General features: G+C 64.6%; 24 protein-coding genes. 9 read left to right on the top strand and 15 right to left on the bottom strand.

Annotated elements, in window-relative coordinates; translation table 11 throughout:
- Positions 1 to 126: 126 nt before the first annotated feature.
- Positions 127 to 525 (bottom strand): hypothetical protein, encoded by a 399-nt coding sequence (locus ACCQ08_RS08630; RefSeq protein WP_373449505.1) that lies wholly within the window; start codon positions 523 to 525, stop codon positions 127 to 129.
- A gap of 53 nt (positions 526 to 578) precedes the next feature.
- Here ACCQ08_RS08630 and ACCQ08_RS08625 point away from each other — a divergent pair, with 53 nt between their 5' ends.
- Complete coding sequence (locus ACCQ08_RS08625; protein WP_239812579.1) at positions 579 to 878, top strand: hypothetical protein; 300 nt, start codon at positions 579 to 581, stop codon at positions 876 to 878.
- Positions 879 to 966: 88 nt separating this feature from the next.
- On the opposite strand, the gene ACCQ08_RS08620 is transcribed toward ACCQ08_RS08625, so the two are convergent.
- Together ACCQ08_RS08620 and ACCQ08_RS08615 are read right to left on the bottom strand one after the other, a co-directional pair.
- Positions 967 to 2739 (bottom strand): ATP-binding protein, encoded by a 1773-nt coding sequence (locus tag ACCQ08_RS08620; protein WP_373449504.1) that lies wholly within the window; start codon positions 2737 to 2739, stop codon positions 967 to 969.
- 9 nt (positions 2740 to 2748) lie between these two features.
- The gene (locus ACCQ08_RS08615; RefSeq protein WP_373449503.1) at positions 2749 to 3423 is read right to left on the bottom strand and encodes a response regulator; all 675 of its coding nucleotides are present in this window, start codon (positions 3421 to 3423) and stop codon (positions 2749 to 2751) included.
- A gap of 468 nt (positions 3424 to 3891) precedes the next feature.
- Between ACCQ08_RS08615 and ACCQ08_RS08610 the strand changes: the two genes are divergently transcribed.
- The gene (locus ACCQ08_RS08610) at positions 3892 to 5274 is read left to right on the top strand and encodes a midcut-by-XrtH protein (protein WP_373449502.1); all 1383 of its coding nucleotides are present in this window, start codon (positions 3892 to 3894) and stop codon (positions 5272 to 5274) included.
- A 147-nt stretch (positions 5275 to 5421) separates the two neighbouring features.
- Here ACCQ08_RS08610 and ACCQ08_RS08605 read toward each other — a convergent pair whose 3' ends face one another.
- Positions 5422 to 5694 carry a hypothetical protein gene (locus ACCQ08_RS08605; protein WP_373449501.1) on the bottom strand — a complete coding sequence of 91 codons (273 nt, stop codon included), beginning with the start codon at positions 5692 to 5694 and terminating at the stop codon, positions 5422 to 5424.
- Positions 5695 to 5926: 232 nt separating this feature from the next.
- Positions 5927 to 6394 carry an N-acetyltransferase family protein gene (locus ACCQ08_RS08600; protein WP_373449500.1) on the bottom strand — a complete coding sequence of 156 codons (468 nt, stop codon included), beginning with the start codon at positions 6392 to 6394 and terminating at the stop codon, positions 5927 to 5929.
- Between the two features lie 260 nt (positions 6395 to 6654).
- On the opposite strand from ACCQ08_RS08600, the gene ACCQ08_RS08595 reads away from it, so the two are divergent.
- Entirely contained in the window at positions 6655 to 7290 is a 636-nt protein-coding gene (locus ACCQ08_RS08595; RefSeq protein WP_373449499.1) for an HAD family hydrolase, read from the top strand.
- Here ACCQ08_RS08595 and ACCQ08_RS08590 read toward each other — a convergent pair.
- Positions 7284 to 8201, bottom strand: a complete 918-nt coding sequence (locus tag ACCQ08_RS08590) for a LysR family transcriptional regulator (RefSeq protein WP_373449498.1) — start codon at positions 8199 to 8201, stop codon at positions 7284 to 7286. The genes ACCQ08_RS08595 and ACCQ08_RS08590 overlap by 7 nt on opposite strands.
- Before the next feature lie 135 nt (positions 8202 to 8336).
- On the opposite strand from ACCQ08_RS08590, the gene ACCQ08_RS08585 reads away from it, so the two are divergent.
- Positions 8337 to 9086, top strand: a complete 750-nt coding sequence (locus ACCQ08_RS08585) for an SDR family oxidoreductase (protein WP_373449497.1) — start codon at positions 8337 to 8339, stop codon at positions 9084 to 9086.
- A gap of 99 nt (positions 9087 to 9185) precedes the next feature.
- On the opposite strand, the gene ACCQ08_RS08580 is transcribed toward ACCQ08_RS08585, so the two are convergent.
- A complete protein-coding gene (locus ACCQ08_RS08580) occupies positions 9186 to 10085 on the bottom strand; it encodes an aminoglycoside phosphotransferase family protein (RefSeq protein WP_373449496.1) in 900 nt (299 codons plus the stop codon).
- Here ACCQ08_RS08580 and ACCQ08_RS08575 point away from each other — a divergent pair.
- On the top strand, positions 10078 to 10317 hold the full coding sequence (locus ACCQ08_RS08575; RefSeq protein ID WP_373449495.1) for an FCD domain-containing protein: 240 nt from the start codon (positions 10078 to 10080) through the stop codon (positions 10315 to 10317). The genes ACCQ08_RS08580 and ACCQ08_RS08575 overlap by 8 nt on opposite strands.
- Positions 10318 to 10641: 324 nt before the next feature.
- Positions 10642 to 11082 carry a hypothetical protein gene (locus ACCQ08_RS08570; protein ID WP_373449494.1) on the top strand — a complete coding sequence of 147 codons (441 nt, stop codon included), beginning with the start codon at positions 10642 to 10644 and terminating at the stop codon, positions 11080 to 11082.
- A 174-nt stretch (positions 11083 to 11256) separates the two neighbouring features.
- Here ACCQ08_RS08570 and ACCQ08_RS08565 read toward each other — a convergent pair whose 3' ends face one another.
- The 3 genes from ACCQ08_RS08565 to ACCQ08_RS08555 all read right to left on the bottom strand — a co-directional run bounded on the left by ACCQ08_RS08565 (position 11257) and on the right by ACCQ08_RS08555 (position 15558).
- Entirely contained in the window at positions 11257 to 12849 is a 1593-nt protein-coding gene (locus ACCQ08_RS08565) for an aldehyde dehydrogenase (NADP(+)) (protein ID WP_373449493.1), read from the bottom strand.
- A 129-nt stretch (positions 12850 to 12978) separates the two neighbouring features.
- Positions 12979 to 14310, bottom strand: a complete 1332-nt coding sequence (locus tag ACCQ08_RS08560) for an MFS transporter (RefSeq protein WP_313330908.1) — start codon at positions 14308 to 14310, stop codon at positions 12979 to 12981.
- Positions 14311 to 14421: 111 nt separating this feature from the next.
- Positions 14422 to 15558: an iron-containing alcohol dehydrogenase gene (locus tag ACCQ08_RS08555; protein ID WP_373449492.1), complete on the bottom strand. Its 1137-nt coding sequence runs from the start codon at positions 15556 to 15558 to the stop codon at positions 14422 to 14424.
- Positions 15559 to 15662: 104 nt separating this feature from the next.
- Between ACCQ08_RS08555 and ACCQ08_RS08550 the strand changes: the two genes are divergently transcribed.
- From ACCQ08_RS08550 to ACCQ08_RS08540, 3 genes are all read left to right on the top strand, one after another.
- Positions 15663 to 16604 carry a LysR family transcriptional regulator gene (locus ACCQ08_RS08550; RefSeq protein WP_373449491.1) on the top strand — a complete coding sequence of 314 codons (942 nt, stop codon included), beginning with the start codon at positions 15663 to 15665 and terminating at the stop codon, positions 16602 to 16604.
- A 319-nt stretch (positions 16605 to 16923) separates the two neighbouring features.
- A complete protein-coding gene (locus tag ACCQ08_RS08545; protein WP_373449490.1) occupies positions 16924 to 17529 on the top strand; it encodes an NTP transferase domain-containing protein in 606 nt (201 codons plus the stop codon).
- Positions 17516 to 18487, top strand: coding sequence for an XdhC family protein (locus ACCQ08_RS08540; protein WP_373449489.1), 972 nt, complete (start codon positions 17516 to 17518; stop codon positions 18485 to 18487). Before ACCQ08_RS08545 ends, ACCQ08_RS08540 begins: the two co-directional genes overlap by 14 nt.
- A 68-nt stretch (positions 18488 to 18555) precedes the next feature.
- Here ACCQ08_RS08540 and ACCQ08_RS08535 read toward each other — a convergent pair whose 3' ends face one another.
- From ACCQ08_RS08535 to ACCQ08_RS08515, 5 genes are all read right to left on the bottom strand, one after another.
- The gene (locus ACCQ08_RS08535; protein WP_373449488.1) at positions 18556 to 20742 is read right to left on the bottom strand and encodes a xanthine dehydrogenase family protein molybdopterin-binding subunit; all 2187 of its coding nucleotides are present in this window, start codon (positions 20740 to 20742) and stop codon (positions 18556 to 18558) included.
- An 18-nt stretch (positions 20743 to 20760) separates the two neighbouring features.
- Positions 20761 to 21753 (bottom strand): xanthine dehydrogenase family protein subunit M, encoded by a 993-nt coding sequence (locus ACCQ08_RS08530; protein ID WP_373449487.1) that lies wholly within the window; start codon positions 21751 to 21753, stop codon positions 20761 to 20763.
- Positions 21740 to 22561 carry a 2Fe-2S iron-sulfur cluster-binding protein gene (locus ACCQ08_RS08525; RefSeq protein WP_373449486.1) on the bottom strand — a complete coding sequence of 274 codons (822 nt, stop codon included), beginning with the start codon at positions 22559 to 22561 and terminating at the stop codon, positions 21740 to 21742. Before ACCQ08_RS08525 ends, ACCQ08_RS08530 begins: the two co-directional genes overlap by 14 nt.
- Before the next feature lie 627 nt (positions 22562 to 23188).
- Positions 23189 to 23590, bottom strand: coding sequence for a BLUF domain-containing protein (locus ACCQ08_RS08520; protein ID WP_312415587.1), 402 nt, complete (start codon positions 23588 to 23590; stop codon positions 23189 to 23191).
- A gap of 211 nt (positions 23591 to 23801) precedes the next feature.
- Positions 23802 to 24914, bottom strand: a complete 1113-nt coding sequence (locus ACCQ08_RS08515; RefSeq protein ID WP_373449485.1) for an NAD(P)/FAD-dependent oxidoreductase — start codon at positions 24912 to 24914, stop codon at positions 23802 to 23804.
- Positions 24915 to 25161 lie beyond the last annotated feature (247 nt).

Here is a 25161-nt window from a genome sequence, read left to right as displayed (position 1 = left end):
GCGCAGGGGTTTCAGAGCAGCGTAGGCAAAGCTCCGCCTGCGAACCCATGCAGGGTCCGAAAAACGGGAATGCAAAAGCGGACAAAAAAAAGCCCGAATCGACTCTGGAATGAATCGATTCGGGCTTTATTGCCGGACATCTGCGCTGGCAACCTTGGCAGCTGATGTCAAAATCTGCAACGAAATCTGCGTGGCGTTGGTCCGCCGCCAGGCCATGTTAAAGCGATTGTGGCGATGGCCGCCTAGAACATCTACCGGTTGCAGCTGTGGAGCGATGGTGGTATTTGGCAAGCCGCGCCTGGCCCTCTGCAGGAACCGGACCGATGCGCGCCAGGCACAGCACCTATGGGCACAGCGGTGCAAGGCTGGCAGTGCAGCGCCCCGCGCGCTGGTCCAGTGCCCACCAAAACCACCTGCCGCCGTGGCCGCCTGCGCAGACAGCACGATGCCCAGCTTGACCTGTTTGGCCGGGGTGGCTCCGGTTTCCTGTTTTTCGGCTACATTCGCGATCGTAATCAGCGCCATGGGCCCAACCATCTGCTGAAGGCCCCAACCACTGCAACGAAAGCCTTTTCACCATGAGTCTCGTCACCGATCTTCTCGCCGGGGTCGCGGCATTCTTTGCCGATGTATGGGTGTTCAGGCGCCAGCGCCAGAAACGGGGCCATGCCAGTCGCGGCATCGCCGATGACGCCATCGCGGTCGCCCGTTTTGACTTCGTCACCGCCGTGTGGATCGCGCTGGTCAGCATCGGCCTGACCCTGCTGCTGGTGTTGGGCTTCGGTGTCCCCGTAGCCTGGGGAGTCGGTATCGGGGTCGTCGTCGCAGCGGTATGGGGCTACCGAAAATACGCGCAGCTGCTCCGGGAGCCGCAGTGATGCCGGTCAACGGCACCGGGCCGATCGGGCACGCGACCGGGGACCGGTAGCAGCCTGGGCAGCGCGCATGAGGACCATGGCGCAGTGCCTAGGGGTGCAAAAGCCGGATCAGCGCCTGCTGCAGGTCCGCCGTGGATACCGGCTTGTGCAGCAGCAGGGCCGCCGTGGACTGCGCATCACGCAGTCGTTGCGGCGAGGTGTCTCCGGTGACGATGATGGCGGGCACGGGATGCTGCCCATGCTCCCGCAGCAGCTGCAGCGCTTCCTTGCCGGTCTCGCCGTTGCGCAGACGGAAGTCGGTGATGATCGCATCCGGGAGCTGCTTTGTGGCGCTGAGTTGCTGCAATGCATCCGGTCCCGACTCCGCGCAGGTGCAGTGGCAATGCCAACTCTCCAGCAGCGATTGCATCGCGCGCCGTGCCGCCTCGTCGTCATCGATCACGACGATGTGCAGCCCGGCCAGGCGGTCTTCGGATGCAGCAGGGGCTGCAAGCGGGTCCGGCACGCTCTGCAGCGCACCCGACCACAGCGGCAAACACAGGCGGAACACCGAGCCACGCCCGGGCAGCGAGCGCACGTCGATGCGGGTATGCAGTTGCAACGCCAGGCGTTGTGCGATGGCCAGGCCCAGTCCCAGGCCCTTGCGGCGGTCGCGCTCGGGGTTGCCCAGCTGGTGGAACTCTTCAAAGATGGACTGCAGGTGTTCGGGCGCAATGCCGCAGCCGGTGTCCCACACCTCCAGCGCCAGTTGCTGGCCCCGGCGCCGGCAGGCCACCAGAACGCCACCGGTCTGCGTATAGCGCAGCGCGTTGGACAGCAGATTGCGCATCACCAGATCCACCAATGCCTTGTCCGCCAATGCCGCCGCCGTGGTTTCGCGCGAGCGGTAGACCAAGCCTGCGGCATCGGCCTGCGCACCGAACTCCCGCTCCAGCGCGCTCAACAGCGGCTGGATGGCAAAGGGTGCCTCCTGCGTGCGCACGACCCCCGCTTCAACGCGCGAGTAGTCCAGAAGCGTCGTGAGCATTTCGGATGCGGCTACCGAGGCGGCGCGCGCATGCCCCAACACCTCTGCCTGCCGCTCCGACAGGGCGCTGCGCTGCAGCGAGTCCAGAAACAGCCCCAGTGCGTGCAGCGGCTGGCGCAGGTCGTGGCTGGCGGCGGCCAGAAATTTCGATTTGGCCCGGTTGGCGGTTTCTGCGCGGTCGCGCTCTTTTTTCAACTGATCGACCAGCGCGGCATTCTCGAAGCGCAGGCGCACGCTGTCCACCAGCGTGCGGTAGGAGACCCGGGTATAGAACAGGTTGGCGCCATACAGACACAGCGCGAACACCCCGTAGACGAGCGGCAGCCCATGCCCCTGGCCCAGGTTGCGCACCGCAAAGGGCAGGATCAGCAGCGTTTGCGCCGCCACGGCGGCTGGAGGAAACGCGGCGAAGGACGTGATGGAGCCGCAGGACATGCCCGCGATGACAAAGGCCAGGAACGCCAGCAACTGCGGCTGGTCTGAAAGGTAGAACGCCCAGCCCATGGCGCCCCACAGCGCGCTGGACAGCCCGCAGGCCACGGCAAAGCGCCAGGCCCAGACCCGGCTGGCGTCGGCCCTTGCGGCCATTGCGGGGTTCTGCGTATGGCGGCTCCAGCCACGTGCCAGCGCAATGCGTGCAAGCGTTACCAGCATGATCGATGCACCCCAGGCCAGCAGTAGCGCGTGTGGCAGATGGGACCAGAAGACGGCGACCGCTGGAATGGGGATCACGAAATTGATGAACAGCATCGCGTGCGACTGCCGGTAGAGCAGATCCACCAGCGCCGTCTGCTCGGCGGCACAAAGAGGGGCAAGGCTTGCGTCGTTGGGCATACCAGGCCCTTAAGCCGCGGACGCAGGCCCGGCATAGGCAGGCAATACATCCACCAGGCCCAGGTGCTGCGCGCGCAGCAATGCGGCGCTGCGGTTGTCGACGCCCAGTTGCGCAAAGATCGCTGTCACATGCCCACGCACTGTGCTTTCGCTCAAGTCGAGCTGCCGTGCAATGACCTTGTTGGGCTTGCCGGCACTCAGCAGGCGCAACACGTCACGCTGACGCGGCGTAAGCGCGACCCCGTCCGGCAGCGGGCCGGAGGACGCTGGCACGGCAAAGCACGGCTGCCCCGCCAGCACCGCACCGATGGCCTGCAGAATGTCATTGCCGCTGGCGGATTTGGACAGGAAGCCATCGGCGCCCCGTGCGCGCGCCTCGCGCACGCCATCAGGCGCCACGCTGGCCGACACAAACACGATGCGCGCCTGCGGAAATGCCTTGCGCAACGAGGGCATGCCATCGAACCCGTTCATGCCGGGCAGCATGATATCGAGCAACACCAGGTCAACCGCCCCACCCCCACCCGATACTGGGGCACGCTGCGCGAGCGCACAGGCCTCGGCGATGGAGCCGGCCTCGGAAATGGCACCCACCTCCGGATGCTCCTGCACGATCAGGCGCAGACCTGTCCGAAACAAGGCGTGGTCATCGATCAACAGCAAATGGGCGGGACGGGAAGACATATGCACAGTATGACGCTGGCCGCGCGCAGGCAACCCCAGCTATTTGTCCTATAGACGGATGGCAGCACCGCTGCTGATGCGGGCTGACTGCTGCGGCGGCCAGGCGCTCCAGGGGTTCGTCTGCAGAACCTGTGCCCCATCGGATGGACACGGACCAGATAAGACGCGAGGCGTCTTCTGCAGTCAATTGCAAGGTTATAGACAAGAAGACAACGCCGCAAATCGCACGTGCCTGCATTCTGGCCACGGCAGGGATTTTTGCAGAGAATTCCTAGCACAGCCAGATATTCAAATCCTTTTATTAATTTGAAGCATCTTTGGTTTTCTTGGAAAACTCATTAAAAAAGCATTTTATAAGCCTTTAATAGGGATAGGAAAAACACGCATACAGAAAATAATAAATCACCAAAATAATGGTGCTGCACTGGAATTACTTCACCTGGATATTCTCAAACGAGAGGCGGCGCCATGATTAATTTCAAATCCTGTTTTGGCAGAGCACGACAGCGCATGATGTGCGGCTTGCTGCTTGTGCTTGGAGGGCTGACGCAGGCGCAAGCGCAGGATTCCTCGTTGCTGGTGTGTCCCGCTGGCCAAATCTACATGTCCACGATCGAAGCCTGTCAGATAGTGTCGGATGCGACCTATCTCAGCACGTCACCAGACTCAGGGAGTACGCCTTCCGGCGCAGACACGATCGCCATTGCCAATGTGCTGGCGAATGACACGGTGTTTTGGAGTACGGATGACACCTTTGAGCCGGACAGGGTGGAGCCAGCCAGCATCCACTATTTTCAACTGGCCGTGGTCACCCCGGCGTCCCATCCGGGAGTGACGCTGAATACATCGACGGGTGCAGTGAAAGCAGCCGCTTCGGTGCCCCCGGGCACGTATTCGATGGAATACCAGGTGTGCTTCCCTGGGGGATTCCGAATGAATAATTCCACCGGCGAGATGACCGCAGAAACCTTGTCGGAAAAATGCGCTCCACCGACCGCCATATCCATCACGGTCACCGACCAGGTCGTGAACACCTGCGACACGTCCTTGGGGTATACGCCGGTGGTCACCGTGCCTGTGGGACCTGCCACGCCAGTTCCCAGCCTGGGCATTTTTGCCGTGGCAGGATTGGCGGCATTCATCGCAGTGCTCGCCTGGCGCAGCCGCCACGATGGCTACAAAGCGCGCATGCTGGCCATCACAGGCATGGCTGCAGCGGTCAGCCTGTTGTCGCTGGGGGGTGGATCATGGATCGAATCGGTGCGCGCAGCGGGCCCTTATGAACTTGTCAACCCAGCGGGCGGCACGCTGGCAGACAGCAGTGTGCCCTACGCCGATCCTGCGCCGCTGCTGACGGTCACCAACACCAGTGGTGTACGCATGCGCATTACCGCCAACGGCAATTCCGCAGAGACGGGAAGCTGCGCGGTGAATTCAGAAATCGCACCGGGCGCCAGTTGCACCACGCAAGCCTATTCATGCACACCGCCCGCGCCGCTTCTGCCCATCAGCGTCACCGCTGCGCCTACCAACACCTGCACGACGGACATCATTGCAAGCTACCCCTACAACTCGTCCGAGCCACTGGATGGACTGCTCTATGCGTATGCACCGCGTCTCGTGAACGGGCCCACCTTCAATGAGACGGGCGTGACGACCGTCATCAGCTATGTCCGCAATGCCACCGAGGCCACCTACGATGGCAGCCATATCCTGTCTAACCGGGAAGCGTTGACGTCGGGGTTCACCATCGTCACCTCTACCGCGCCGGACGGCTATGTGTTTGTACCCGGCAACACCAAGACAATGACCTGGACACTGCCGTACTCCTGCTGGAACGAGCCGGCTTAAATCTGGCAACTGCCAATGATGGAGGCGTGATCAGCGGCCATGCGCAGCGGATCAGGCCTCCACCGTCTGATGGCCACGGGTCTTGATGGCCCCAGGCGGCGGCAGGCAGGCCCGTTTGGCGGTCCGGCCGCTCCGGCACCGCCTGATCTAAGGCCGAACGATGAGATCCGCCCACAACGGGCGGATGCGCTCTTCCAAGTAATAGCCGCCGTATTCGGTGTACCGGAGAAACGCCCCCGAACAGCGGGCGCAGCGCCACAAGGTACTGCGGGTGTAGGGGTGCCAGCCAGGCGCTATCGGGGCATCGGGCGACCAGAGGTTGGTGCCCGCTGGATGAAACTCTTCCAGCTGCTCCCACGACGCTTCGCTGCCCAGCGCGCCCAGCAACGCCAGGTGGTCGGTACCCGCTGCGGCAGACATCGACTCCCAACCCGGCCGCCACAGCGTGTGCAGTCAGCGCAACGGGGTTGGGCTGCCGCCTCGGCCGCAAAGGCCTGCAGTTCGGCGTCGGTTATCTGGTGCTGGGTCGTCACGGGTGGGTTATAGCGCAATGGAGGGATGCGGGGGAGTGTATGCCAATCCCGGCTCCAGGTGGGCCGGCAGAGGTGCGGGCAAGCAGCGCCAACGCCACGGCACCCCCGGCGCTCGCCCCCTATGGATGCAGCGGCTGCTGCGCCTTGCCGCTGGCCAGATCCTGGAAGTAGATGAGCTCAGGGTCACCCGGGTCGAGATTCTCGACGATGCCGCTTCGCATGAAACCCGCGCGGACAAACAGGCTCTGCGCCGATGCATTGGAAGCATTCGTACTGGTAAACAGCTTGGGGGTGACGCAGCGATGCGCCAGCTCGATGAGCAAAGCAAGCGCAACCCCTTTGCCGCGATGTGCGGGAGCGACGCACACCAGCGGTATGAAACCGCATCCGAAGAAGTGGTATTCCAGCACCGCAAACCCCAGCAGCAGGCCGCCCTCGACGGCCACGATGCAGGAGGCTTGCTCGACCATGCGCCTGAGCTCGGACCGTCTGCTTTCATGCTCCTGTGCATACGGATCACAGGCATAGAGCTGCGGCAGATCAGCGTCCAGCGCTGGGCGGAATACGAGGTCGGGGACAGCAGGCATGGGCAATGAATCCCTTTAAACTGGTTGGCTGGCAGGATCATGCCTCATCGCGAGGCGATGCAGCAGGCTTTGCAGCGCAGGAAGAGCGCCTTTCGCCGCAGCACGCTGTTGTGCCCCGGGCCAGGACAAGCATCGCAACGGCTGCGTGGCGCTGACCTCCACTGCGGTGACCCTTTCACGCAGCTACAGGCCGCCGCTGCACAAGGCGCCCCGACGCGCAGAGAACCAATTTTTTAAAGTGGGCCGCACCCACCATTCAGATGAAAACACCACCCATCGACACCGTCATCTTCGATCTTGGCAACGTTTTGATCCAGTGGGATCCCAGACATCTGTACCGGAAAATCTTTGTGGGCGATGAGGCGGGCATGGAAGCCTTTCTAGCGGAGGTGTGTACCGCCGAGTGGAACGACCAGCAGGATCGGGGCCGGCCGTGGAAGCAAGGCATTGCCGAGGCCATTGAACGGCATCCGGCGCAGGAGGCCGCCATTCGCGCCTACTTCGACCGCTGGCCGGAGATGGTGCCCGGAGCGATCCCCGGCGCCGTCGCCATCCTCAAGGAGCTGCGGCAACAGCCGCTGCGTTTGCTCGCTTTGACCAACTGGTCCACCGAAACCTTTCCGATTGCGCAGGCGCGCTTTGATTTTCTCGCCTGGTTCGACGGCATCGTGGTGTCTGGCCATGAACGGCTTGCCAAGCCCCAAGCAGAAATTTTTGAGCTGGTCATCGCCCGTTTCAACCTGAACCCTGCATCGGCGGTATTCATTGACGACAGCCTGCGCAATGTCGAGGCAGCAATGCGCCAGGGATTGCAAGCGATCCATTTTGTAGGTGCTGACGATCTTCGGGCGAGATTGCGGGCACTGGGGATGGAGATCACCGAACGGGCTCAGTAGTTCCTATGCAGCAATGGCGGCACCAGGCGCGGATCACGCAGCTTGTCCACCCACCACTGCAGCGCCGGCCCTGCGCGGCGCGAATGCCATCCGACAAACAGCAGGTTGGGGTCACGCGGGTCCTGCGTGGCGAGCGCCACCAGGCTGCCGTGGGCCAGGTGATCGCGCACTTTCTCCAGCGGTAGCCAGCCAACGCCCAGTCCCGCTACCTGGGCGGCGATCTTGGCGCGCATGCTGGGCAGCGCCAGGCGATCCTGGTGCGTCTGCACACCGTAGCTGCGAGCGACCGCCAGGCGCGAGGTATCGGCCACGACGACCGAGCGGTGCGCGGCGATGGCCTCCACCGACAGCGGTTGCCCGTCTTGTGCCTCGCGTGCCAGCGGGTGGTGCGGTGCCACAGCAAACACCCATTCCAGCTGCGCCAGCTCAAACCATTGCAAATGCGCCATCGCCGGCGGCTCGTTCGTGGCGGCTACCACCAGGTCGGCACGCTGGTCCAGCAAGGCCTCCCTGGTGCCGCCCAGCACCTCATGGGCAACGCGCAGGCGCACGCCACTTTTGAGCGCATCAAAGTCGGCGATCAAGGGCAGCAGCGCCTCGATATTGGCCAGTTCGTCGGTGACGATGCGCAGCTCGGACTCCCAGCCCCGCGCCACCTGCTTGACCCGCTCCGTCAGCCGCCGCGCCTGGGCGTGCAGCTGTGCGCCCTGCTCCACCAGCAGCAAGCCGGCAGGCGTGAGCGCGATGCGGTAGCCCGCACGGTCAAACAGCAGGGCATCCAGTCGCTCCTCCAGCTGACGCGCCGCATAGGACACGGTGGACGCGGCCTTGCCCAGCCGCTCGGCCGCGCGCGACAGGCTGCCGGTGGCGCGCACCGCTTCGAGCAGCTGGAGATCTTCGAGACTCAACATATTCGGTATTTTTGCACGAGTTCATCGAAATCCTGGTGTCTGTAGAGCGATCCATCGGCAGATACTTCATCCATCAGCCCTGCATTTGGGCTGATAACCCAGCAAGACATCAACGAAACAACCGAAGGAAACACCATGAACCGCTTTGAAGGTAAGAATATCTTGGTCACCGGTGGCAGCAGCGGCATCGGCGCTGCAGCCGCCATCGCCTTTGCCCGTGAAGGCGCCCGGGTAGCGATCACCGGCCGCGATACCGACAGCCTGGCCCGCGTCAAGGCCGCGTTGGGCCCTGACGCGCTGGCCCTGGTCAGCGAAGCCGGTGACGTCTCCGCCCAAGCCGCGCTGGTCGCCGAGTTGCAAACGCAGATGGGCGTGATCGATGGCGTGTTCATCAACGCCGGCGTGGCCAAGTTTGGCCCGCTGCCGCAGATCGATGAGGCGCTGTGGGACAGCAGCTTTGACACCAATGTCAAAGGCCCCTACTTCCTGATCCAACGCCTGGCTGCGCTGATGACGCGCGGCGGCTCCATCGTGCTGAACGGCTCGATCAACGCCCACATCGGCATGGCCAACTCCAGCGTCTACGCCGCCAGCAAGGCCGCGCTGATCTCCCTGGCCAAGACCTTGTCGGCCGAGCTGCTGCCCCAAGGCGTGCGTGTGAACGTCGTGAGCCCCGGCCCCGTCAGCACCCCGCTCTACGGCAAGCTGGGCCTGGCCCCCGACCAGGCCAAGGCCATGGCCGCCGGCATCCAGACGCAGATTCCACTGGGCCGCTTTGGCACGCCAGAAGAAATCGCTGCGACGGTGTTGCATCTGGTGTCCAAGGAGTCTGGGTTTATTGTGGGGACGGAGATTATTGCGGATGAGGGGATGAGCCAGATGTGAGGGGGTGGGCGCTCGCTCTGCCGCAAACGCCCCCCGCATGGGCCAGGCGGAGGGGTGCAGGGAGTGGAAGCAACCGAGCAGACCGCAGCGATGGGATCGTCAAGCCAACGCCTGCCTGGCCAGTTGTGCAACAGCCAACTCCTCATGGGCCTCGGTTCTGCATCCGTCTTCCAAAAACCAGGCCGCTGACAACGCGGCATGGGCCATCACCCACCGGAGCAGGCGCTGACGCTCCAGGCCTGCCACATCGACGACCACGGCCAACTGCCGCGCAAAGCGTAGCGGGTCGGTACAGGTTTTCAGGTCCGGGTTGCACAGCACATTCACGTAGTCGTAGTACCGCTCACCGGTGACGCGCTTGGGGTCTATCGCGAGCCATCCGCGCTGTTCAAAATCGAGGATATTGCTATGGTGTGCATCCCCGTGCAGGACGACCTGCTCACGCTGATCCTGCAGCAGCTCTTGCGCCACCTTTGCGCATTCAGCCATCAGGCCGCCCTGCTGCGCGGCCATCGGCGCCAGCGATCGAAAGAAATCCGCCAAGGGCAGCAGGTTTTCAGGCGGCGGCGCAGAAGGCCGGTGGGAATGCAGTTGATGAAGGCTGAGGCAGATACAGGCCGTTGCTGCGTCATCTTCTCCCTCTAAAGCCATGCGCAGCAAATGCCTGGAGCCCGTGGCCCGCTCCATCAGCAGCGCGCCTGACGGCGGATCGGAGGCATAAACGCGAGCCGCACCGGCGCCATCCCACCATTGCAACACTTGTCCGCCGATGCGCTCGTCCAGGTCTCGGCTGATTTTGATCATCGCCGGGAGGCCATTCCACTTCCCCGTCAGGCTGACAGGCAGAAGATCGCTGGTAGACGTGGCCAAAGGCCTGCCAGCGGGCTGCGCGCCCCAGCGCTGGAGATGGGCTTGGAAGAGATGGAGATCGAGGTCTGGCATCCCCCAGATTGTCGTGGAAGTTCCCAGGCATCCAGCGGCAAGCCCGTTGATGAACATGGGGGCAGGTGCCGCCTGCGCCCGCTCCAGACTGCTGCAGATGATCGAAGACCTGGTGCGCAGCATCGATATCCAAATGCGCACCCAGCCATCACACCGCTTCGGCCTCAAAGCGTCACAAGACGAGCACCGCGCCATCGTGGCCGCCTGCCGTGCCAAGAACGCCCAGGCAGTCGCGCTGCTTCAGGCCCATATCGAGCACACGCAAGAAACGCTGCGCCAGGCGCTGTGATCCGACAGCCGCCCATCTGCCAGAAGCGCAGTCGCCACCTTGAGGATCGGCCACGATAGCGGGCGGCCCGACCGCTTTAGCCGCTGACTGACATGGCCCGAGGAGGCCCGTTTGCATACTGCTCTAAAGCAAGCTGGGCCTGGCACCCAGACAAGCCAAGGCCATGGCGGCCGGCATCCGGACGCAGATCCCGCTGGGCCGCTTTGGCACCAGCCCCTGCCCCTTCGCGCCGATTCACCCTGCATTCAGGCAAAATCCAGCCGATCAAGGCAGCCTGGGCTCAGGTCTGCCGGCATGCCCACCTTGAAGAATGGAACAACACCAATGGCACTGACGAAAAAGGGCGAGTTCATGTACGGGACGACGTCCGGCGATACCCAAGCCGAGCTGCGCAGCTACAGCGTCGCGAATGGCTATGAGGCCACCCGGTTTGCCTCGTCCAAATGCGATTGCGGCTGCCGTACTTTTGCGCTGCAGACCGATGAAGAAGCCGGCGTGGCCATCCGCACCTGCAGCGACTGCGGGCAGGAACACCTGATGGGCGACAGCGCGGACTACCTGGAAGAAGCCACCCCCGAGGGGCATGCCTGCGTGTGCGAGAACGAGGTGTTCGAGCTGGTGTCCGGCGTCTCCGTGTACAAGGGCACACATGACGTGCGCTGGTACTACATCGCTTGCCACTGCGTGGAATGCAATCTGGTGGGCGTCTTCGCAGACTGGAAGTGCGAAGCGGGTGACGCGGCGGCCTTTCTCGCCAAGGTATAAGCGCGCGCCAGGTGGTGGCGGCAGCGTGCGCGCCACCAAAAACAGGCGTTCCAGCGCAGCAAGACGGGCACCGGTGATGCGCGCTACCTCCACCCACATAGCCAGGCGCCCCATTGCGGTGGAACGCCTGCCTTGCTACTCAAAAGAGCCCTTGCAGCGCCCTGGCACCCAACCTCAGCCCACCGCCGTCTGGCTGGGCTTCCCATCCACCAACCGCCACAGCCCCAGCGCATTGCCATTCTGCAAAGCCACGGGCCGCAGCGCATCGGGCAGGTCCTGGTAGCAGACCGGGCGCAGGAAGCGGTCGATCGCGCTGGCACCGACGGAGGTGTACATGGCGTTGGAGGTGGCGGGAAACGGACCGCCGTGGACCATCGCGTGGCTCACTTCGACGCCGGTGGGGAAGCCATTGACGAGGATGCGGCCGCACTTGCGCTCGAGCACCGGCAGCAGCGCGCGGGCGCTGTCGTGGTCGCCCTGCTCCAGGTGCAAGGTGGCGGTGAGCTGGCCTTCCAGGTGCTGGGCGACCTGCAGCAACTCCTCCACGCTGCTGGCTTTGACGACGATGGAGGCCGGGCCGAACATCTCCGACTGCAAGGCCTCGTTCGCCAACCAGGTCTGCGCGCTGGTCACATACAGCGCGGCCTGGGCGGCGTTGGCATGGTCGGCGGGCACGCCAGCGGCCAGCTGCTCCACACCAGCGGCGGCTTGCACCTGCGCACGGCCGGCCTCATAGGCCTGGTGGATGCCGGCAGTCAGCATGGTTTGTGCGTCCTTGGCACGGATGGCCGTGGCTGCCGCGCTGATGAAGGTGCTGAGCGCAGGGCTGTCGATGGCCAGCACCAGGCCGGGGTTGGTGCAGAACTGCCCTGCCCCCATCGCCAGCGAATCGGCAAAGCCCTGGGCCAGCGCCTCGGGCCGCGCAGCCAGCGCCTGGGGCAGCAAGAAGACGGGGTTGATGCTGCTCATCTCGGCATAGACGGGGATGGGCTCCGCACGGTGGTTGGCAATGCGCAAAAGCGCCAGGCCGCCTTGGCGCGAGCCGGTAAAGCCAACGGCCTTGATCTCCGGGTGGGCCACCAGCGCCTCGCCCAGTTCACGGCCTGCGCCCACCAGCAGCGAGAAAACGCCTTCGGGCATACCCTGGCGCTGCGCGGCCTTTTGCACTGCCCGCGCCACCATTTCAGAGGTGCCCAGATGCGCGCTGTGCGCCTTCACAATCACCGGCGCGCCAGCGGCCAGTGCCGATGCGGTATCGCCCCCAGCCACCGAGAACGCCAGCGGAAAATTGCTGGCACCAAACACTGCCACCGGGCCCAGCGGAATCTTGGCCAGGCGCAGATCGGCACGCGGCAGCGGTTGGCGATCGGGCTGGGCGGTGTCGATGGTAGCGCGCAGAAAATGCCCGTCGCGCACCACCTGGGCAAACAGGCGCAACTGGCCCACGGTGCGGCCGCGCTCGCCCGTCAGTCGCGCGATGGGCAAGCCGCTTTCCGCATGGGCGCGCTCGATCAGCGCATCGCCCAGTTGCAGGATTTCTTCGGCAATCGCCTCCAAAAAGGCCGCGCGCTGCGCCAGCGGCAGATGGCGATACGGGTCGAAGGCGGCAGCGGCCAGGCGGGCCGCCAGCTCGACCTCGTGGTCGCCACCGAGGCCAAACTCGGGCTCGGCAATGGGGGCGTTCAGTGTGGGGTTGAAGGCGCGTTGGCTGCCGCTGGTGCCGCGCACTGTGCGGTAGCCAATGACCATGTCTCCAGTGATCTGCATGGAGGGTTTCCTCAAGAAGTTGCGTTGGGGGAAAAGATGAAGGGGATGCGCGAAGGCCGCCAGGAAGGGCAAGACCTGCCGCAGGCCAGCAGCGCTGCGGCAGGTCCACTCAGGCCAGCATTCAGGCCATCACTCGTCCAGCGGCAGGCCGCTGCGGTCGCGGGCAATGCCGACAGCGACGATGGACACCAGCGCACAGAGCACCAGGAAGACCACCACCGGCACATAACTGCCGCTGTAGTAGGCGATCAGCGCGGTGGCGATCAGTGGCATCGGGCCGCCCACCAGGGCTGCACCAATCTGGTAGCCCAGCGACATGCCGGTGTAGCGGATGTCCGGCGGGAAGGCCTCGGCCAGCAGGGTGCCGATCATCGCGCCATAGCTGGACCAGATGATGCCCAGGCCCACACCGACGGCCAGCGCCGCCGCCCCGACGGATTTCTGGTCGAGCAGCCAGAAGTACGGGAAGATCCAGAGCATGAACGCGATGCTGCCGCCAATGAAGACCTTCTTGCGGCCGATCTTGTCCGACAGGTGCCCGAAGAACAGCATGCAGGGGAAGGCGATCAGCGCACAGACCAGCACGATATTGAGGATCGTCGCGCGGGCAAAGCCGTGGTCCATCATGTACGAGATGGTGAAGGTGGCGTAGAGGAAGAAGGTCGAGGTCTCCACCACCTTGGCGCCGATGGCGATCAGCACTTCACGCCAGTGGAACTGCAGGGTCTGCTTGATGGGAATGGGCGCGCTGCTGCGGCTGGCCTGGATTTTCTTGAACGAGGGTGTCTCGCCCACCGCATTGCGGATCCACATGCCGACCATCACCAGCACGATGGAGCCGACAAACGGAATGCGCCAGCCCCAGGAGAGGAAGGCCTCTTCGCTCATGCTTGCGCTCAGCAGCGAGGTGATGATGTTGCCCAGCGCCAGGCCCAGCACTGCGCCGGTCTGCGGCACCGCACCGTAGAAGCCGCGCTTTTTGCGCGGCGAGTATTCGACCGCCAGCAGCACGCCGCCGCCCCACTCGCCGCCCAGCGCCAGGCCTTGGAGCAGGCGCAATACCGTCAGCAGGATGGGCGCCAGTATCCCAATCTGCGCGTAATTGGGCAGCAGGCCCATCAGCACGGTCGACAGGCCCATCATCGACAGGGTCATCGCCAAGGTCTTCTTGCGGCCAATGCGGTCGCCGATGTGCGAGAAGATCACGCCGCCAATCGGGCGGATCAGGAAGGCCAGCGCAAACGTGGCCAGCGACAGCATCTGGCTGACCAGCGCGTTGTCGCTGGGGAAAAACTGCTTGGCAAAAATGATGGACGACATGGTTCCGTAGAGGAAGTAGTCGTACCACTCGATGGTGCTGCCCACCGCGCTGCCAATCAGCGCGCGCCTGCGTTCCGCATCCGGAACCATGGTTTCCTTGTCGGCCATCGTGGCCGTGTGATTCAGAGAGCTGCTGCTCATGTCTCCACCTCGGGTTGTTGGTTTATCAATGTCTGCCTGTGCGCAAGCCTTCGGCCTGCCATCCGTTGCGGCGGCGGGCCGGGCTTGCGTCTGTTTTTAGAAAGTGCCGGTTTACATCGACTGGCGCAGCATCTCGACGTAGTCGTCTGCGCTGGCCTCACGCGGGTTGGTGCGGTGGCTGTGGTCGGCCAGCGCGCCCTTCACAATGCGCTCGAACAGGTCTTCGCTCACGCCCAGCTCGGCCAGGCCGGTGGGCAGCTGCAGTGCGCGGGATTTGGTGACCAGGGCTTCCTCTACCGACACGCCGTCGGGCAGACCCATGGCCTGCGCCAGGCGCGCGATCTTGTCGTCGCGCACCACCGACTCTGCGCCCCGGTTGAAGCGGATCACCGCCGGCAGCAGGATGGCGTTGAGCGTGCCGTGGTGCAGCTTGGGGTTGATGCCGCCCAGCGAATGGCTGAGGCTGTGCACGCAGCCCAGGCCCTTCTGGAAGGCGAGCGCACCTTGCAGCGAGGCACTCATCATGTTGCTGCGCGCCTGCACATCGGCGGGATCACGGAAGGCCACCTCGATATGGCGCCAGGCGCGCCACAGGCCATCGAGCGCAATGCCATCGGCCGGCGGGTTGAAGGCAGGCGCCAGAAAGGTTTCGATGCAGTGCGCAATCGCATCCATGCCGGTGGCGGCTGTCAGGCCCGCCGGCAGGCCCAGGGTCAGGTTGGGGTCGCAGATGGCGACCTTGGGAATCACATGGGGCGAGAGGATGCCGACCTTGCGGCCATCGTCCAGGATGATGATGGCGCCACGCCCTACTTCGCTGCCGGTGCCCGCCGTGGTGGGCACCGCGATGATGGGCAAGGTGGCGGCGGTGATCCTCAGCGCACCGCCCTCGATCAGCGCAAACTGGCGCAGCGGCCCGGCATGGCGGGCCGATACCGCCACCGCCTTGGCCAGGTCAATCGACGAGCCGCCGCCCACGGCGATGATTCCGTCGCAGGCGCTGCCATTCAGCGCCTCGACGCCGGCGCGCACGGCCGTCTCCGACGGGTTGGGCGGTGTGCCGTTGAACAGGCCGAACCGGGCAGCGCCCAGCTCCTGCCTGACCTGGTCGATGATGCCAGCGGCCTCCACACCCTTGTCGGTCACGATCAAAGGATTGGTAATACCCAGCTTCTCGCACACTTCCTTCAGTTCCGCCAGCACACCGGCGCCAAAGCGCACTTCGGTCACATAGTTGATCAGAGCCATAACGTTTTACCAGTTATATCCATTGCTATCAGAAGGCTCGAAGTCTAGGCAGCACCGCCCATTCGGTACACTGACGACTTCCCATACCGATATAACTTTTATTCATGGCCAGCGGCATCCCCAGCCTCAATTCCGTCATGTCGCGCCTGCATGCCAAGCAGCTGCGCCTGCTCATCGCCATCGAGGAAAGCGGCTCCCTGCTTGGCGCCGCGGACAAAGTCGGCCTCACACAGCCGGGCGCCAGCAAGGCGCTGCGCGAGCTGGAGTCGACGTTGCAGGTGGACCTGTTCGAACGCACAAACCGAGGGTTAATCCCGACGGAGGCCGGGCACTGCGCGCTGCGTTTCGCCCGCCTGATCCAGTCGGACATCAACCAGCTGCGCTTTGAGCTCGATGCCATCGCCAGCGGCGTGGGCGGCCACCTGGCCATCGGCACCATCATGGGCGCGGTGCCGCTGCTGTCCGATGCGCTGTCGAACGTGCTCGCGCGCCAGCCCCACATGTCGGTGGAGATCATCGAGGACACCAGCGAGACCTTGCTGGGCATGATCGAGCGCGGCCAGATCCATGCGGCGATCTGCCGCTCCTCGGTCAGCCGCACGCCCGAGGTCTATGACTCCCTGTTCATCAAGCAGGAGTCGCTGTCGGTGATTGCCAGCGTGCGCCACCCTGCCATGGGCGCCAAGGCCGTGCAATTGCAAGACCTGCAGGACAGCCGCTGGCTGGTGTACCGCGCCCGCATGCCGATGCGCCGTTTGCTGGAGCGCGAGTTCCAGGAAGCGGGACTCCATTTCCCCTCGCACCTGATCGAAACCACTTCGGCGCTGGCCACCGTCACCATGCTCGGGCGCAACAACGACCTGGTGGCCCTGGTCTCCGACGACATCGCGACCTACTTCTCGCGCAACGGCCTGGTCGGCATCATCGATTTGACCCTCCAATCGCGCAGCGAGCCCTATGAGCTGGTGCTGCGCAAGGGCGCGCCCCGCAGCGCTGCACTGGGGCTGCTGGAGGATGCGCTGTGCGGCAGCAACGCGGCGATGTGAGAAACGGAGCGCGTTTGGGCTGAACCTGGCTTGCCAAGCGATTACGCCACTGTCCATCTGGTCTGACAGACACTGCCTCGGTTCGGGACATCACCGGCTGATGAGCACTTAATACACTTATTAGCTTCACAAATGAGTTCCCGCGATCGCTTTCATCAGAATCGAGCGGGAGAACCACCTGGGGCACAGCATGGATCGTGTGCCCTCCGCACGAAAGTTTTGCCTGTGCTCCAGCCACCATTCAACGCCCAGCCCCACACCGGCAGGCAGCCGGTCAGCGTGCCGCCTGTGCAAGGCCACAATTCCGAGGTCTAGCCAGATGTTGCAAGCTTTCAGCCCTACCGTCCTGGTCCTGGCCGCCGGCCACGGCCGGCGCTTTGCGCACTCGGGCGGTACGGCCCACAAGCTCGACGCGATGCTGGGCGATGGGACGGTGCTGGCGCAGGTGCTGCGCAGCGTTGTGGCATCCGGCCTGCCCTGCCATGTGGTTCGCCGTGCCGAGGGTGTTTCATCCTCCGGGATGGACGGCATGGGCTACTCGATTGCCCGGGGCGTGGCGGCGACGGCAGATGCCGATGGATGGCTTGTCCTGCCTGGCGACCTGCCGTTGGTGCGCTGGCAGAGCCTGACAGCGGTAGCGCAAAGCCTGGCCACGCATGCGGTGGTGGTTCCACAATGTGGCGATCAACAGGGCCACCCGGTGGGTTTTGGCAGAACTTGCCGTGAGGCATTGCTGCAGCTGCAGGGCGACACAGGGGCCAGTGCCATTGTGCGTGACCATCGGCAAGCGGGAACGGCCCACAGCTTGCTGCTGGACGATCCTGGCATCGCCATCGATATCGACACCTGCGATGACCTGGCGCGGGCACAGGCGCTGCTGGCCAGCGGAGCTTTTGCACAGGGGGCCAGCGATGGAAAACGTTGATGCGCGGGTGCTGCGCTGCGCGCGCGGCTGGCTGGCCAGCGGCTACCGCGTCATGCTGGTGACCGTCGTCAAGACGTGGGGATCGTCCCCCCGCCCCATCGGCTCGATGATGGCGCTGCGCGAAGACGGTCCCTGCATCGGCTCGGTGTCCGGCGGTTGCATTGAGGACGATCTGGTGCACCGTTACACCAGCGCCTATGGCGCCAGTCCCCTGCCGCAGTCCACGCCGGAGCTGGTGCGCTATGGCATCACGGCCGACGAGGCCCACCGCTTTGGCCTGCCCTGTGGCGGCACCTTGGAATTGCTGCTGGAGTTTGCACCGGCGCCAGCGGTGATGGATGAGCTGGTGCAACGTCTGGAGGCGGGGCAGCTGGTGCAGCGCACGGTCGATTGCCAATCCGGGCGGGTCAGCCTGGCAGATGCCTCGGCACCCGAGGCGGTGCAATTTGATGGTGCCAGGCTCTCTGTCACCCTGGGGCCCCAGTACCGCATGCTGCTGATCGGCGCGGGCGCACTGGCAGAGTATGTGGCCGTGATGGCGCTGTTCAACCACTTCGAGGTGACTGTCTGCGATCCGCGCATCGAGCACCGCGACACCTGGTCGGTGGCAGGCGCCCAGCTCAGCACCGAAATGCCGGACGACGCCGTGCGCAGCATGAAGCCAGACGCGCGCAGCTGCATCCTGGCGTTGAGCCATGACCCCAAGCTCGATGACCTGGCGCTGCTGGAAGCACTGCACAGCCCGGCTTTCTTTGTCGGCGCGATAGGATCGCGGCGCAACGCCGACAGCCGCAAGCAACGCTTTATCGAGCACTTTGACGAGACGGAGCAATCGCTGCAGCGGCTGCATTCGCCAGTGGGCCTGCCTATTGGCAGCAAGACCCCGGCCGAGATCGCGGTGAGCGCGATGGCCGAGGTGCTGGCCGTGAAGAACAGCATTCTGCAACCCCGCCGCTGACCGTATCCGGGGGCGAGCGGATGGACTGCAGCGGACCGGTGCGCAGCCCGCTGCCTTACACGTTGCACTTACAGCAGCTTGTCCGGCGTGATCGGAAGACTGCGGATGCGCTTGCCGGTGGCATGGTAGACGGCATTGGCGATGGCCGCCGGAATGCCGACCATGCCCAGCTCGCCCATGCCCTTGACCCCCAGCGGATTGACGATGGTGTCGTCCTCCTCGACAAACACGGTCTCGATCGCATGGATGTCCGCATTGACCGGCACATGGTAGTGCTGCAAATTGGCATTCATGAAACGCCCCGTGCGGTGGTCCACCTCGGTGCCCTCTTCCAGCGCCATCCCGATGCCCCACACCACTCCCCCGATCTCCTGGCTGTGCGAGGCGAGCGGATTAAGGATCTTGCCGCAGGCGGTGATCTCGATCACGCGGGTGACCTGGACAGTCCCCAGATCGGGGTCTACCTTGACCTCGACAAACTGCGCGCCATGGGCGAGCGAGGCATATTTGTCACGCTCGGGCGATGGGGTTGATTGGTAGACCTCGGTGATCTCGTCCGTGCCGGTGCTGCGCATGAGCCCGGCAATATCCACCCCACGCGCCGTATCGCTCTTGCGCTGCAAGCGGCCATCGAGCATCTCCACATCATCAGCACTGGCGCCTTGCAAAGGCGAGTGGGCATCGCGCTGGGCCAGCGCCAGCAGCTTGGCGGTGATGGCCAGGGCCGCGCCGCGCACCGCCGAGCCGACGCTGGATGTGGTCCAGGACCCGCCTTGCGCAGGCGCCTTCGGCTGGCGCGTGTCGCCCAGTTCAAAGCTCACCTGGTCCAGCTGCAGGCCCAGAAACTCGGCCGCAATCATCGTCATCACGGTGTAGGTGCCCGGGCCAATGTCGCTGGTGGCACTCGAGACGGTCGCCGTCCCATCCGGCCGGAACGTGATCTTGGCGCTTGCAGGCATCTGCATGGCTCCCCACACGCTCGATGCCATGCCCCAGCCCACCAGCAGCTTGCCGTCGCGCATCGACCGCGGCTCTGGCTCGCGGTTTTTCCAGCCGAACTTCTCAGCCCCCAGCCGGTAGCACTCGCGCAGCGCCTTGCTGGAGAAAGGCTTGCCACTCTCGGGATCCACCTCGGCATAGTTGACCAGGCGCAGCTCCATCGGGTCCATCTTCAGGGCATAGGCCAGCTCGTCCATCGCGCTCTCCAGCGCAAACATACCGCTCACTGCGCCGGGTGCACGCATCCAGGTGGGGGTGGCCAGGTCGGTGGCGGCCACCTTCAGCGGCATGTTCAGGTTCTCGCAGGCATAAACCTGCTTGAGAAATCCGGTCGTATTGTCCGAGAAGGTCTCGAACGACGAGGTGTTGTGGAAAGCCTCCTGCACCATCGCCTGCAGCTTGCCATGGGCATCTGCGCCCAGCCTGACCTTCTGGATCGTCTGCGGCCGGTAGCCATGCGCGGTGAACATCTGCGCGCGCGTCAGCACCAGCTTGACCGGACGCTTGAGCTCGCGGGCGGCCATCGCCGTCAGCGAGGGATAGTAGTTGGGCTTGAGCGAGGAGCCAAAGGCACCGCCGACAAAGGGCGACACCACACGGATGTTCTCCGCCGGCACGCCCAGGCCTTCGGCCAGGTGCTTTTGCACGCCATAGACCTCCTGGGTCTTGTCAAAGACCGTGAGCTTGTCGCCCTCCCACAGTGCGATCGCGGCATGCGGCTCGATCGGGTTGTGGTGGTTGATGGGGATGTGGTACTCGGCGTCCACCTTGACGGCCGCTGCTTGCAGTGCCTTGTCAGGGTCACCGCGTGGGGGCGTGTTGTCGGACGAGGGCTTGGCCTTGTCCAGCACCGCCTCCAACGCCGTGGTATGGGCCTCGCTCTGGTAGCTGGCCTTGACCAGACGCGCCGCATGGCGCGCCTGCTCGTAGCTTTCCGCGACCACCAACGCTATCGGCTGGCCGTTGAAAAACACCCGGTCCGATTGCAGCGGCCAGGCCCATTGCGGCTCTGCATCGGCAGCCGGCGCTTTGCCCAGCCGCCCGGCATTGAGATGGGTGAACACGCGCACCACGCCGGCCGCCTGCTCGGCCTCGCCGGTGTCGATGGCCGTGATGCGCCCTTTGGCCACCGTGCTCAGCACGACAAAGCCATAGGCGGCATGCGGCACCTGGAATTCAGCCGTGTACTTGGCCTTGCCAGTGACCTTGGCCACCCCGTCCACGCGGGTGGTCCCTTTACCTAGATAACGTGCCATGGTGATCCTCCTTCGCCGTCAAACCCATTGGGCGGCACGCATCAGCGCCCGCACCACGGAACGTTGGCCCAGCTCCACCTTGTAGCCGTTATGGGCCAGCGGCCTGGCACCGCTCAGCGCCGCTTGGGCGGCCTTGGCAAAAACTGCCTCGTCGGCACGCTGGCCCACCAGGGCCGCCTCGGCCTCGGCACTGCGCCAGGGCTTGTGGGCAACGCCGCCCAGTACCACGCGCGCCTGGCGGATGGTGCCCCCTTCCAGTTGCAGCGCTGCTGCCACGGACACCATCGCAAAGGCGTAGGAGCTGCGGTCGCGCACTTTCAGATAGTGGCAATGCCTGGCAAATTCCGCAGACGCAACGGGCAGCTCGATGGCCACGATGAGGTCGCCATGCCCCAGGTTGGTATCGTGCTGCGGCGTATCGCCGGGCAAACGGTGGAGATCGGCAATCGGAACCAGCCGCTCGCGCCCGTCCGTGGCCCGCACGCGCACGCTGGCATCGAGGGCATACAGCGCGTTGGCCATGTCGCCCGGGTAGGTGGCGACGCAGGCATCGCTCCAGCCGAACACCGCATGGATCTTGTTCAGGCCTTCGCGCGCACCGCAGCCGGTGCCGGGCTCGCGCTTGTTGCAGGGCGAGGCAGTGTCATAAAAATAATTGCAGCGCGTGCGCTGCAGCAAATTGCCGCCATTGGTTGCCATGTTGCGCAACTGCCCCGAGGCGCCTGCGACGATGGCCTGGGTCAGCAGCGGATAGTTCTCGCGCACCAGGGGATGGTTCGCGGTCTCGGTGTTGGTGGCCAACGCGCCCAGCGACAGTCCCGCGCGGCTGCGCTGGATCTGCCGCAGCGGCAGTTGGCGGATGTCGACCAGGCGCGTGGGCCGCTCGATATCCTCCTTCATCAGATCGACAAGGTTGGAGCCGCCAGCGAGAAACTGGGCGCCTGGCACACCACCGATGGCCGAGGCGGCGGACGCGGCATCGGACACCCGGAGATATTCAAATGGTCGCATGGCCATCCTCCTTGCGGTCGGACGCGATCTGCGTCTGGGTGGCGTAGCCCCAGGTCTGGGCCGCTTGCCGCCCTGAATGGACATCCTGCACGGCCGCAACCATGCCCGGGTACGCACCGCAGCGGCAGATGTTGCCACTCATGCGTTCCTTGATTTCTTCGTCCGTCAGGCGGGTGGTGGTTTTGCGCACGTCGCCCGTGACATGGCTGACATGGCCGCGCTGGGCCTCGTCGAGCACACCGATGGCCGAGCAGATCTGCCCCGGGGTGCAGTAGCCACACTGAAAGCCGTCGTGCTTGATAAAGGCCGCTTGCACCGGGTGCAGCTGCTCGCCCTGGGCCAGGCCCTCGATGGTGGTCACCTCGCGCCCTTCCAGCGTCGCCGCCAGGGTCAGGCAGGACAGCACGCGCTGGCCGTCCACCAGTACCGTGCAGGCGCCGCACTGCCCCTGGTCGCAGCCCTTCTTGGAGCCCGTCAACGCCAGATGCTCACGCAACGCGTCCAGCAACACCACGCGCGAGTCGAGCTCAAGCGTCTGCGCTGTGCCGTTGACCTGGAAAGTCACCTTCACGACGTTCTGCGCATTGGTGGGCGCCACCGCCGCGCCGTCGGGCAGCGGCATCTGCGCCAGCGCCGCCTCCTGCGCCAGCAGATCAGCGGCAAACAGGCCCACACTGCCGGCAGCCGAGTGGATCATGAAGCTGCGCCGTGCCTGGCCTACGCCCTGGAGTTGCGGCATTGCTTGGAGCAAGGCCGCCTCGTCAGCGCTCAGCCTTGCCGGAAAATCAGCATCGTCGGAATGTGTCATCGTGGGTTCCTTGGTGGCGCGCCGGAAAAAGGCGCATGCAATGGGACAGCGCTGACCAGGCCAGGGCGTTCGAGGCGACGCATGGGGGCTTGGCATGCAACGGAGCAGTGGGTCGCGGAGGCCATAGCGGCGCTCTCCAGCTTTCCAGCATGTCCCGCCTGGCGCTGCGCGGTGCCGTGGCCCGGCCCGGGACATGTGGCACCGCACGCCAGTACATCCTAGTGCCGGTAGCGGAAAACGCAGGTGGGACTGCAACCCCGTTTGTCCGAAGGGCTGGTCGTACAAACTGCGGGTGACACGAACGAGGATGGGCGAGGCGGCCGGAGCCTAGGCGCAAGCATGCCGGGATTCACACCCGGCCGCATCTGGCCGGCCCCTTCAGCGCTGGCGGCAAGGACCGTGCTGGGCTAAGACGCTGCAGGCGCTGCACCATGCGCATGCAGAGGGTATGGCAGCACGGCGGCAGAGGGCCTGCCTGCGCTGTTGTCACCACCAACCAGGCGGTGACGGCGCAATGTATGGCGGCTGCGCCATCGTGGGATGAAAGTTGAGCGGATCGCTGATCGGGGGATCAGGAGGCACCGGGACAGCAGCACCGAGTGTGCCACCGCTGCTGCTGTCAACGGGTTACAAACGGTCCAATTCCGCGACGGCGGTCGTAAACAGGTCCAGCGCCGCATCCCCATCAATGGTGGCCATCAGGTCGATGTCCAGCTCTTCCAGGCTGACATCGCTGTAACCCATCGACCATGTCGCATAGCGCCGCTCTTCCAGCGAGCTGCCGGCATTCAGCTGCAGAAAGTCCGTATGCCGGCGGTCCCGGACAAGATTGCGAACGAGTGCATCGATTTCGCTACCGGGACCTTCGATGTACTGGGTGAATCGCTCACCATCGAACACCAGGATGCCGGTGATGCCGTGCAGCGCATTGAATTCCCGCGCCACCTTCACAATGGCGCCCACTTCGGTGGGATCGCAATCGGGAGCCAGCCGACTTGAATAGAGGAAGTAACCCAACAGGGTCGACATGGTGGCGCCTTTCAAGAATATTGACCCAATGTAACCCCTTATTCAATAGACCTTTGCTTTTTTGCAGCTTATTTGGTGAAGTAGCGCAATGACTGCCCACAAAATCCGCGCCGGCAGACAGCAGTCCTGCAGGGGTTTGGCAGTGCAGCGGCTACGGGGCGCCCTGGGCCGCGTGCCACCGGCCTGGTTCGGCCGACGGCCACTGTCCGCCTCAAGCCCCCAGAACGGATTGCGCGCAGCGGCGGCCCAAGAACGGTGCCAGGATCACGCCAGGATGCGCGACCAATGCAAACAGCCCGTCGATCCCCTCCACATAGCCGCACAGCGGCCGGTCGTCGGACGTCATCGGGCGCTGGGCAGCGCCTACGGACCGCAAAGGTGGCACCTTCGCGAGCCCCAACAGCTGAGCGACCTGGTGGCCCGTGCGGGCGGCAAGCGCGGGCAAGCCGGCTTCACCCGCGCGCGGATAGTCCGCGGCCGACACCAGTCCACCGGCCAGCGCGGGCCGAAGCTCTACATCGTCAGCGCAGAGGAGGTGACGAAGGCCATGGGCCTGCATATCCCATCGAAGCAGCACGGCCGGCGACTGGCCAATGGGAAGATCAACGCCGGCGGTCAACGCCAGTGCGCCCGCGCCAAAGCCGTTGGCCAGCACGACGGTGTCTGTCACCAGCTTCTGCCCGTCCACAACGACCGCGGCCACCCGGTTGCCGGCCACTTCAACGGCATCTGCCGTCCCGTGGCGCACGCATGCGCCCAAGTCCAGAGCGCCGGCCCGCAACTGGCGTGCCAATAGCGCGGGCTCCACTGCGAAATCGTCGGGCGCCCAGGCGGCCAGAGGCGGCCGCTGTGCCAGCCTCGGCTCCTTGTCAGCGATCTGGGACTCGGCCAGTCCTTCCATTCGCGTACCAGCCGCCCTGTGCTCCGAAATCATCGCCGCCGTTTCCTCTTCACTGGCCCCCCACAGCAGCGCTCCGCGCGCAGCGATGGGCAGCGGGCCGAGTTGGCGCTCGATCGCTGCGAACGCTTCCAGGGCCTGGAGCCTTTCGGCGAAGGCGGCAGGGTTGCTGGAGGGGGTACTCGCGCTGGATCCCACCCAGCCAAAAGAGCAGTAGGTCGCGGTGGTGCGGCTTTGTGGAGCGCTTTCGACCAAGGTCACTGCGGTACCGGCATGGGCGAGATGCCAGGCTGCCGAGGCACCCATGATGCCGCCCCCCACCACGACGACCTGGACGCGACGTTTGACAGTGAGCGAATGGGAGGTGGATAGCGGTACCGCTGTCGAAAACCCGGATGGTGGGCGTGGTGCAAACTCGGATGTCATAAGGCGCTGTCAAGACGCCTGGTGCCTGTGGCAGCCAGGGTCTCTCAATGGTGCTTGAAGGGATCAACCGCACATGCTAGCCGCGCCTGGGATCCCATGCCAGGCCGGAGGCAAACGGCTGCGGGCTGTGCTTTGCGGTCAGCGATACCGGAATAGGCATTGACCTGGACCGGGGGCATTGGTATTTTTGGCGCCTTCCAGCAAATGCAGGAGGAAAACGGCAGCACCGGATTGGGGCTGTTCATTG

The sequence above is a fragment of the Comamonas sp. SY3 genome (assembly GCF_041730275.1).
In the GTDB taxonomy this organism is placed as follows: domain Bacteria; phylum Pseudomonadota; class Gammaproteobacteria; order Burkholderiales; family Burkholderiaceae_C; genus Comamonas; species Comamonas sediminis.
The sequence above is the reverse complement of the archived record's forward strand: the minus strand, read 5'-3'. Positions and strand labels throughout refer to the sequence as shown.

Excerpts from the sequence above, each read along its gene's own strand:
- ACCQ08_RS08585 (WP_373449497.1), top strand. The coding sequence starts at position 8,337 with ATGAACCGCTTTGAAGGTAAGAATATCTTGGTCACCGGTGGCAGCAGC.
- ACCQ08_RS08620 (WP_373449504.1), bottom strand. The coding sequence starts at position 2,739 with ATGCCCAACGACGCAAGCCTTGCCCCTCTTTGTGCCGCCGAGCAGACG.
- ACCQ08_RS08520 (WP_312415587.1), bottom strand. The coding sequence starts at position 23,590 with ATGTCGACCCTGTTGGGTTACTTCCTCTATTCAAGTCGGCTGGCTCCC.
- ACCQ08_RS08545 (WP_373449490.1), top strand. The coding sequence starts at position 16,924 with ATGTTGCAAGCTTTCAGCCCTACCGTCCTGGTCCTGGCCGCCGGCCAC.
- ACCQ08_RS08550 (WP_373449491.1), top strand. The coding sequence starts at position 15,663 with ATGGCCAGCGGCATCCCCAGCCTCAATTCCGTCATGTCGCGCCTGCAT.
- ACCQ08_RS08630 (WP_373449505.1), bottom strand. The coding sequence starts at position 525 with ATGGCGCTGATTACGATCGCGAATGTAGCCGAAAAACAGGAAACCGGA.
- ACCQ08_RS08555 (WP_373449492.1), bottom strand. The coding sequence starts at position 15,558 with ATGGCTCTGATCAACTATGTGACCGAAGTGCGCTTTGGCGCCGGTGTG.
- ACCQ08_RS08515 (WP_373449485.1), bottom strand. The coding sequence starts at position 24,914 with ATGACATCCGAGTTTGCACCACGCCCACCATCCGGGTTTTCGACAGCG.
- ACCQ08_RS08595 (WP_373449499.1), top strand. The coding sequence starts at position 6,655 with ATGAAAACACCACCCATCGACACCGTCATCTTCGATCTTGGCAACGTT.
- ACCQ08_RS08570 (WP_373449494.1), top strand. The coding sequence starts at position 10,642 with ATGGCACTGACGAAAAAGGGCGAGTTCATGTACGGGACGACGTCCGGC.
- ACCQ08_RS08590 (WP_373449498.1), bottom strand. The coding sequence starts at position 8,201 with ATGTTGAGTCTCGAAGATCTCCAGCTGCTCGAAGCGGTGCGCGCCACC.
- ACCQ08_RS08615 (WP_373449503.1), bottom strand. The coding sequence starts at position 3,423 with ATGTCTTCCCGTCCCGCCCATTTGCTGTTGATCGATGACCACGCCTTG.
- ACCQ08_RS08605 (WP_373449501.1), bottom strand. The coding sequence starts at position 5,694 with ATGTCTGCCGCAGCGGGTACCGACCACCTGGCGTTGCTGGGCGCGCTG.
- ACCQ08_RS08625 (WP_239812579.1), top strand. The coding sequence starts at position 579 with ATGAGTCTCGTCACCGATCTTCTCGCCGGGGTCGCGGCATTCTTTGCC.
- ACCQ08_RS08535 (WP_373449488.1), bottom strand. The coding sequence starts at position 20,742 with ATGGCACGTTATCTAGGTAAAGGGACCACCCGCGTGGACGGGGTGGCC.
- ACCQ08_RS08530 (WP_373449487.1), bottom strand. The coding sequence starts at position 21,753 with ATGCGACCATTTGAATATCTCCGGGTGTCCGATGCCGCGTCCGCCGCC.
- ACCQ08_RS08580 (WP_373449496.1), bottom strand. The coding sequence starts at position 10,085 with ATGTTCATCAACGGGCTTGCCGCTGGATGCCTGGGAACTTCCACGACA.
- ACCQ08_RS08560 (WP_313330908.1), bottom strand. The coding sequence starts at position 14,310 with ATGAGCAGCAGCTCTCTGAATCACACGGCCACGATGGCCGACAAGGAA.
- ACCQ08_RS08565 (WP_373449493.1), bottom strand. The coding sequence starts at position 12,849 with ATGCAGATCACTGGAGACATGGTCATTGGCTACCGCACAGTGCGCGGC.
- ACCQ08_RS08540 (WP_373449489.1), top strand. The coding sequence starts at position 17,516 with ATGGAAAACGTTGATGCGCGGGTGCTGCGCTGCGCGCGCGGCTGGCTG.
- ACCQ08_RS08610 (WP_373449502.1), top strand. The coding sequence starts at position 3,892 with ATGATTAATTTCAAATCCTGTTTTGGCAGAGCACGACAGCGCATGATG.
- ACCQ08_RS08525 (WP_373449486.1), bottom strand. The coding sequence starts at position 22,561 with ATGACACATTCCGACGATGCTGATTTTCCGGCAAGGCTGAGCGCTGAC.
- ACCQ08_RS08600 (WP_373449500.1), bottom strand. The coding sequence starts at position 6,394 with ATGCCTGCTGTCCCCGACCTCGTATTCCGCCCAGCGCTGGACGCTGAT.
- ACCQ08_RS08575 (WP_373449495.1), top strand. The coding sequence starts at position 10,078 with ATGAACATGGGGGCAGGTGCCGCCTGCGCCCGCTCCAGACTGCTGCAG.